Annotated in this window: 7 protein-coding genes; 2 read left to right on the plus strand and 5 right to left on the minus strand. The window is 56.2% G+C overall.

The features are described 5' to 3' along the window. Positions 1–344: 344 nt before the first annotated feature. The 5 genes from C8J43_RS21510 to C8J43_RS21530 all read right to left on the minus strand — a co-directional run bounded on the left by C8J43_RS21510 (position 345) and on the right by C8J43_RS21530 (position 5457). A complete protein-coding gene (locus C8J43_RS21510; protein WP_133032603.1) occupies positions 345–1583 on the minus strand; it encodes a cytochrome P450 in 1239 nt (412 codons plus the stop codon). A 249-nt stretch (positions 1584–1832) separates the two neighbouring features. Further along, the gene (locus C8J43_RS21515; RefSeq protein ID WP_165899730.1) at positions 1833–2582 is read right to left on the minus strand and encodes a phytochelatin synthase family protein; all 750 of its coding nucleotides are present in this window, start codon (positions 2580–2582) and stop codon (positions 1833–1835) included. Positions 2583–2638: 56 nt separating this feature from the next. Then, positions 2639–3544, minus strand: a complete 906-nt coding sequence (locus C8J43_RS21520) for an NADP-dependent oxidoreductase (RefSeq protein ID WP_133032605.1) — start codon at positions 3542–3544, stop codon at positions 2639–2641. 175 nt (positions 3545–3719) lie between these two features. Beyond that, complete coding sequence (locus C8J43_RS21525) at positions 3720–4088, minus strand: antibiotic biosynthesis monooxygenase family protein (RefSeq protein WP_133032606.1); 369 nt, start codon at positions 4086–4088, stop codon at positions 3720–3722. A 199-nt stretch (positions 4089–4287) separates the two neighbouring features. Next, positions 4288–5457: a serine hydrolase domain-containing protein gene (locus C8J43_RS21530; RefSeq protein WP_133032607.1), complete on the minus strand. Its 1170-nt coding sequence runs from the start codon at positions 5455–5457 to the stop codon at positions 4288–4290. Between the two features lie 97 nt (positions 5458–5554). Here C8J43_RS21530 and C8J43_RS21535 point away from each other — a divergent pair, with 97 nt between their 5' ends. Together C8J43_RS21535 and C8J43_RS21540 are read left to right on the plus strand one after the other, a co-directional pair. Further along, positions 5555–6439: a LysR substrate-binding domain-containing protein gene (locus tag C8J43_RS21535; protein ID WP_165899731.1), complete on the plus strand. Its 885-nt coding sequence runs from the start codon at positions 5555–5557 to the stop codon at positions 6437–6439. Between the two features lie 538 nt (positions 6440–6977). Beyond that, positions 6978–7763 (plus strand): Sua5/YciO/YrdC/YwlC family protein, encoded by a 786-nt coding sequence (locus C8J43_RS21540; protein ID WP_133032609.1) that lies wholly within the window; start codon positions 6978–6980, stop codon positions 7761–7763. The last annotated feature ends 464 nt before the right edge of the window (positions 7764–8227 follow it).

Below are 8227 nucleotides of genomic sequence, written 5' to 3' on the forward strand. Positions count from 1 at the left end.
GGGATGGCACCCGCTGAGTTTACGAACCGCCCCCGCCAGGGGCATATGGACACCGAAGCTAAGTTATCAGCGGCCTGAAAACGGGGAGCAGGTCAATACCCGTGCGCGAATGGCTTGATTTCAGGTTTTTTGCTTAGCGACTTACCGGTCGGTGATTCGTCAGATCTTGGCTTGTCTCGGTGCTCTTTACTGCATCTTTGGTAAAGGTTTACTTATCCTTCCGTGGAATGTGTCAAACAAATATTGTATAAACAAACCGATTCACTGTCGCCCTAGGTACCGATGCAGTTAAACGCATAAACTATTGATGTGATGCGACATGTGCCCTACTAGCACTCGTGTATTCAATATCGACTAATCTTAACGGGAAGTGTTCGGTAGCCGTGAATGAAGCATGACGGTATGCGCTCCGGCTGGGCTACGACGTTGACGCGCATTCGGCGCGCGGCCATTTCCTCTAACAGTATGGCGATCTGCACCTCCGCCAGCCGCGCGCCCACGCAGCGATGGATACCGTGTCCGAACGCAAGATGGCGGCGTGCATTGGGCCGATCCACACGGATCGCATCAGCATCGTTGCCGAAGACGCGCTCGTCGCGGTTGGCCGAAATATACCACAGCGCCAGCTTGTCGCCTGCCCGGATTTGCTGCCCCATCAGTTCGGTGTCGCGTTTTGCGGTTCGCCGCATATGAGCAATCGGCGTCTGCCAGCGCATGATCTCGCTTACCGTATTGGGAATTAACCCTGGCTCTGCTTCCAACTTCGCACGTTCGTCTGGAAATTTGTCGAGGCCGTAAGCGAGTGCCGACATAGTATTGCGCGTGGTGTCATTGCCCCCAACGATAAGCAGAATAAGGTTTCCGATGAACTCGTGTTGATCCATGTGAGCCATTGCGTCCGAATGGATCATCATTGAAATTAGGTCAGGCGTCGCTGGTTTTCCGACCTTCTGATCCCATAAAGTTTTGAAATATGCGCCGCATTCGAACATGTGCCCAAGCCGCTCCTTGCGCAGCGCATCGGTCTTCGTCAGTTCGATATTGGCCGCCCAGTCCGACCAAACCGTCAGCTTGCGCCGATCATGCCAAGGAAAGTCAAACAGGATCGCCAGCATTTGTGTCGTCAGTTCGATTGCAACCTTGTCGACCCAGTCGAACTCCGTATCCCAATCCAGGCTGTCGAGTATGTCAGCAGTCCGCCGTCGGATGTCGCCGGACATTCGCGTGATCTCTGACGGCGCGAACGCTGGTGCTACAGTCCGTCGCTGGTCCGTGTGGGTGGGGCGATCGCGTGCAATAAACATTGGCAGACGAACTTGCCCCTCGCCGTAGAATTCGGCGATTGTGATGCCAGTGCTTTCCGATGAGTAGATATCCGGGAGAGATTCAACCTCAACGACGCCAGAGTAGCTTGAAATTGACCAATACGGTCCGTAAGCCGAGTGCGAGACGTAGTTGACAGGCGCCTCGGCGCGTAGTCGTGCGAATGGCAATTGCCATACGTCATGTCTGTACAACTCAGATGGACTTACGTCGAAAGGGTCGTTTGCTCGCGCTGCCGCATCAGCTACCGAATCTTGCATCGTTCCTCGCCTCGTTTGCTAGTAACTCAGTTATGAAGTTGAGCCAGGGCCATGATATTGCGCTAAGTCGCACCGTGCGTACGCCAACCGACGCGCCATCCCAGCCCCGGTTGAGGCGTGGTCCAGCAGCGTGCGCTATCTCAACGTCGGTACCATCACCAAATATTCGTGATTAGATCTGAGCTTCGCCACTAAAGTCAATTTGGTCGCACCCGATTTGTGTCCACGGGATTGATCAAAGAACAGCGATTACGGCGCCCCCAGGTTGACCACCAGCAGGCCGCGATCCTTGCCGGTCGCCGAATCCGGCGTGTCGATTGCCCGCCAAAGACGCTCGCTGCTGACAAGAAACGGTTGGTATTTCGCATTCACGTCGCCGACGAGGATAAGGTCGCGATCGGCGAGATAGCCGAGAATTGGTGAAAAATGCCCGCCTCCGCGGCCGAACAGGGGCCCGCGGTGAAAATTGGCGATGATGCGGTGGGCCGGGTCGTTTGCCATTCGCATATAGCTACGAAAGCCGGCCAGCGTGGGATCACGAACCACGATGACCTGAGCGCGGGTCCGTTGCCGAGTAAGGTCTGCCAACTCGTCGAGGTTCATCCCGCCGGGTAGTACCCCAAACCAGGGATCGTATCGGCTGCCCGCAATCACCGCGCGCTGGCTGCTGGTATTGCCCAGCGAATGCATCACGTTCGCAAGGCTGGTCGGGCCGCAAAAGCTCTGGTTGCCCTGAAATTCATAAGGAAGGCGGCGATAGGTGCGCGCCACCGGTAGCGACCAGGCTGCCGCCATCGCCTTTGGATCGCGATAATTTGGCTGCCGCTCGATCGAAACGACCTTGGCGTATTGATTTGGTGTCAGGAGATAGCTGATCAACGGACGGAGATAGACGCCAGCCAAGATCGCCAGAATAATGAGTAAGAGAGCGAAGATACCGAGCGGGCGACGCCAGAAGGACCGCCGCGGACTGGCACTGCTCAGAATGCTGTTGTTCACGGGATACGACTCCATTGAGTATGATCTATGAGTGTTTCTGAGCTAACGACACAGCATTACCTCACTTTGATCACCAACTTTCCGGTTACTCGCCCCAAGGCACTTGTTTCCTGCGCCAAGGCGACCTGATCCATAGAGAAGGTTCGATCAATTGGCAGGGCAAACCTGCCCTCAATGTACATCCGCGCCACCTCGGCGAACGCCTCCTCGGGACGGTCGAGGGATTTTGCCAAGAAGGTCACACCATATTGTGGCGCTGTAACGTCCGAAATCGAAACAATCCGACTTGGATTTCCAACAATTTCTACAAGATCTGGGATTATTCCGGCACCAGCCACATCAACGGCCGCGTCTATGCCGCGCGGCGCCATTTCATGTACCCGCCCAACCAACCCTGGACCGTAGGTGGTCGCTGCCGCCCCTAAATTCAGCAAATATTTATGCTTCGGCTCGCTAGCCGTACCAATCACAAACGCGCCGCGAGAGCGTGCCAGTTGAATGACAGCGGTCCCTACGCCTCCTGCAGCACCCGCGACCAGCAAGGTTTCTCCAGGCTTCAGATCAAGATTATTTAGTATTCGTGTCGCAGTTTCGCTCACAACGGCCAGTCCACCTGCGGTTTCAATGCCTAAACCATCAGGGATGACGGCCCATGACCTTAATACCGCCTGTTCGGCGAGCGTACCTCGGCCGTACCCAAAGACGGCATCACCAATATTCGCATTGGTAACGCCTTCGCCAATTTCGTCAATGAAGCCTGAAGCTTCTTCGCCAATCCAACCGGGAAATGTAACAGGCATAAAGTCATGCAGGTAGCCGGCTCGGCGTTTCCAGTCGATAGGATTTACTCCGACGGCTCGGACTGTAATACGAACCTCACCCGGACCGGGCTGAGGTGAATCAATATCGACGATCTTCAGGACATCAGGGCCGCCATATTCAAAGTACTGAACAGCTTTCATGTCAACTCCTACCTCTTCACAAGTGTGACTAGATTTATTCAATAAGATAAACTAACTAACCCATAAATATATAGCGAAGTTCATACGTATTACGTCATTAGAATCTACTAAGCTAGTTTATGAACATTCACTGCGGTAAACCATTGCATGGGCAATAAAACGTTATTGCATAAATCTATGCTGTGCAGAGATTTGCTACGGCAACCTTTTGAAAAAGGTGGGGCCGGAAGACAGCGGAATCTGGGTGTGCCTTCGCGATTTCCTTAAATTCGGGACTTTTAAAAGCGCTGCGCCAAGATTCAGCCGATTCAAAAACCGCATAGTTTAGATACGTCGGATTTTCACCGAGCGCTCGGTGAAGCTGGGTGGAAATGAAACCAGGCTGGCGTTTCATGTATGCGGCATCCGCGGCCCACGCGGAAAGAAAGGCTTGCTCATCTTCCGGTGCCACGGTGCATAGATTCACCAACACGATCGGCGCTGCGTCGATCCCCATTTGCTTGCTCAGCGGATAGCCCGGATCTAGTGGTTCGAGACTTGCCATGTTCACCTCCGTCAAAACAACTACGCCTGCCCATGGGGGCTGCTTACGTCTGGGCATACCGGACCGGTCGAGATTATGATCGCGTTGCCCGAATGGCTTTTACGCCCGACTCGTGACAGTTTTTGACACCATGCCACGCTCGACACGGACACCAGGCGATGCCAAGACATCGCGTCCTGTATGTTTCCATAACCAAGGGTTATGAGAGTGGCATTGAGGTTGCCACTGCTATGCTCTGAGCGAACATGCCCGACATTCCCTCGTAGGCAGTGTTCGTCATGGAGATGACGCTTCTCTTCTTGGGGAAGTCGATCCCCCACCAATTACCATAGGTTCCACCCCAGGAAACTGACCCGCTGCTCCATTGACTAGCGGTGGACGCGGGATCGATCAGAACGGCACCCAGCCAGGAAAACCCCCATCCCGGACCCATCGCTTGTGCTTCCTCGCCGACTCTCGGCTTCCTCGCCGCTTCCCGCAGATCGTCATCCAGGAAATTGCCGGTGCGATAGGCCTCAAGCAGGGTTAGTACATCACGTGGGCGGCCGGCCATGCCAGACCCGCCCGACGGCCAGGCTGTCAAGTCTCGAATGCGACCCGGATCGAAGCGAACACCGGGCCCCTCGCTGTAACGCTGTGGCAACTCGATGCCGACGGCCATTCGCACCGGCGCTAGTTTGCCGTCATGATAAGGGACGGCAAGATCATCTTCGGGCCAATGGAACGCCGCACTCAATTGTAGCGGCTCGCATACGAGTGCGCTGATGGCGTCGTTGAGCGTCATGCCGGTGACGGCCTCGATCACGCCGCCTAGAGCATCCGTTGCTACGGAATAACGCCAGCCTTCGCCGGGCACTCGGTCCAGCGATACGCTCGCGATGCGAGCCAAATTTGCACCAAGTGACCCTCGGCTCTCATCAAGACCATCCGATACCCCTGCGCGGGCATAGCGTCCATCCGCAGGTTGCTGATAGCGATAGTCCAAGCCGGCCGTATGCGACATCAGGTGACTGATCCTGATGTCGGCGATCGAGCTATCGGCGAGACGAGGCGTAAACCCTGGAAGATACTTCGTCACTCTGTCTTCGGGCGACAAGCGTCCCGCTTCTATCAACTTCAACGTGGCCATCGTGGTGAGGGCCTTCGTCACAGAGGCGAAACGGAACGGCGTCTCGATCTGCATCTGCCTGCCCGTCTCGCGATCAGCATGGCCTGCTGCCCGTTCGTAAACTAACTTGCCATCTTCAGCGACGAGCACAACGCAACCAGAGATGCGGCCCTCTGCAAGTGCGGCTTCGATCGCAACATCAACCGCGCTTGCTAGGTTATTTGGCAGACCAGGTGTTTTCAGCGCTAAATCTTCGGTCATGGGTCACTCCTGTTACAAGGATGCGAAATAGATATGCCGCCTTGCTCATGAAGTTGAGATAGGCCATCTTTCAAAGGCCATGAAGCGGAGGTTAACGATGGGAAACGACTTTCTCTTGCTGCTGCCTGCGTTTCGCATGGTCGCAACGACAGGCGGCTTTACAGCCGCGTCCGGTCGACTGGGAATGACGCCATCTGCGGTGTCGCAGAAAATCCGGCAGATCGAGTCCCTTGTCGGAACCCGCCTCTTCGAGCGGACAAGTCGTAGTGTCCGGTTGACCGAGGCCGGTCGACTCCTCCTACAAAACACGGATCGGGCTTTTAGCGACATCGAGAACGCATTTGACCGGGTCCGGACTGTGGAAGAGCGCCCTGCGGGCAACTTGCGGATCAATCTGTCGCGGCTGGCGGCTCAGGTCTGCATTCTACCGCGAATGGCTGCTTTCGTCGGGCACTATCCGGACATCGCGGTCGAACTGACAACGGATGATCGATTGACCGATATCGTTGCCGGCGGTTTCGATGCGGGCATCCGTTTTGCTGATACCCTGGAGATGGATATGATCGCTCGTGCTATCGGTCCAGTTCTCCGCCGCTCGGTGCTAGCCTCGCCCTCCTACCTTGAAGCAGCTGGTATCCCCCAGCACCCCGTTGATCTCGGAAACCACCAGCTTATCCGCTACCGGCTTCCAGGGAGTCAGCGATTGGTGCCGTTAACCTTCAATATCCACGGTCAGGTATTTTGCCTTGATCCGCCACCACGACTGGTGTTTGATGACAACCACTACTTTGACTTCGCAGTGCGGGCGGGCCTCGGCATCGCCCAACTCTTTAGACAGACAGAAATATCTGCTATCGCAAATGGCGAATTGATCGAACTCCTAGAAGAATTCGAGCCGCGAGCCGTCCAGTTCCAGCTATATTACCCCACGCGGGCTCATTCGCCAAAACTTCAGGCATTTATTGAGTGGTTTTGTTGTTAGTTCGGAGGCGATGTGATCTGCCCAACATGTATTGGGTGGAGGGACGTCAGCTATTATAGTGAACGGACGGGTCTGGTAGAGTGAGCACCCTTTTCTCGTTCCGTCATCCCAATCGGGACAGTCGCGCTTAGCGTGCGATTCCGAACATCCTCTAGCCGGCCCCCCTTATGCGCATGCTGCGCACCACGCCGCTAAGGCGACGCCGATCCACGGCGGTTTTTCGGTGAGCAAGTAGGGTGACGGGCGTTTAACTCGGCCGGGACGAGCCGGTGCTATCCAAACCAAGCTATCGTGCATGTAGCTCGTATCAGCGCATAGCGAATTGACGTTACATGGTATCATATCATTTCCTTCGCCACCTGCTAGAACGCCTTCATTGATCACCGACTTTACGTCCCGCTGCGCCCCCGCCGTCCGACAATCGCGAAAGGATAACGCGGCGATCTGATGGCGGTCCGGCAGGTGCCGAACGGCTGATCAGCCCTGAACGGTTTCCTTGCAGTCCTCTACGACCCAATACCAGAGATGGAGAAGAACGATGTTGGCTAAGGACAAGACCGTCGCCTGGACCGGTTCCATCCAGCAGAACGGCCTCGATATTTTGACCCGCGGCGGCGGTATGATCGTCAGTCCGACCAAGGTGGGATACATCATCATGACCTCCGATCGAAAAGGCCTCGACCGGAAGTTCGATGCCAAAGTCCGCAACCGCAACAAACCCGGTGTAGTACTCTGCGGCTCCATGAGCCAGTTGCGAGCTCTAGCCGAGCTCACACCGGAAATAGACGCTTTCTACCAGGCCCATTGGGATGCCGACATCCTTCTCGGTTGCATACTGCCGTGGAGGTCCGAGGCAACATCGGTAATTCCTGAGGATGGTTCGCGAGAACTCGTGATGGACAATCGAATGACGAGCTGCTTCGTCATTCGGTTCGGGACGCCGTCGGAACAGCTCGCTGAGCGCATGTGGAACGAACAAGGCCGCGTTGCCTTCGCCAGCTCCGCGAACCCGTCTGGCAAGGGCAACCGTGGCGTTGTCGAGGGCATAGGCGAGAGGATCGAGGTGGAAGCCGACCTGATCATCTCAGCGAACGACTACGTCGCGTCCATCCAGCCGGCCAAGGACGCGGACACTCGCTACGAGCAGGGCGTCATGGTCTCGATGGTGGATGAAGCCGGAAAGCTGATTCCGGAGCAGAAGGGCGAACGCATGGTCAGCCCGGCGCCGACCCTCATCCGCAAGGGCCTCGACGTCGACAGGATCATGTCGCTTCTGAGCGATCACTTCCTGAGCTGGGACTACAGGCAGGGCCAGTACTATTGAGCGATCAAGTGAGCAGCGGCTAGCTGCTCGTTCTCGAGGCCGAAGCACGGAGCCGGACCATTCACCGGATCCGTGCTGAAGCCGTCGATCAGCCTGAGGTCTGGCTGGAAGTGTGAGGTCGCCGTGAGATCGAAAGACCTCATGGCATCGACAATGCGCCTTGGTTGTCCTCCGACCTCCGGTCTGGGAGCGTGGCGTGATCCGATCGCCGTCACGCCCTCCGGACACTCAGCAGGACGAACCCGCGTTTGGCTTCACCTGCCGCATGACGATTTAACGGCAACAACGATCCGCAGGATTCCGTTTCAGAGGGTTACCTACTGTCTGTTCCACATGCCTTCCGGTTGACGATCGGCATTCGCAGCAAGAAAAGGCGAGGACATCGAAGCATGCGAGGCGAATGGTATCACACCCTTCGTCGCCCGGCCGAGACGGGGCAGCGCCATCGCCAATGGCCGTTTCTC

The organism is Sphingomonas sp. PP-CE-1G-424 (assembly GCF_004341085.1).
Classification (GTDB): domain Bacteria; phylum Pseudomonadota; class Alphaproteobacteria; order Sphingomonadales; family Sphingomonadaceae; genus Sphingomonas.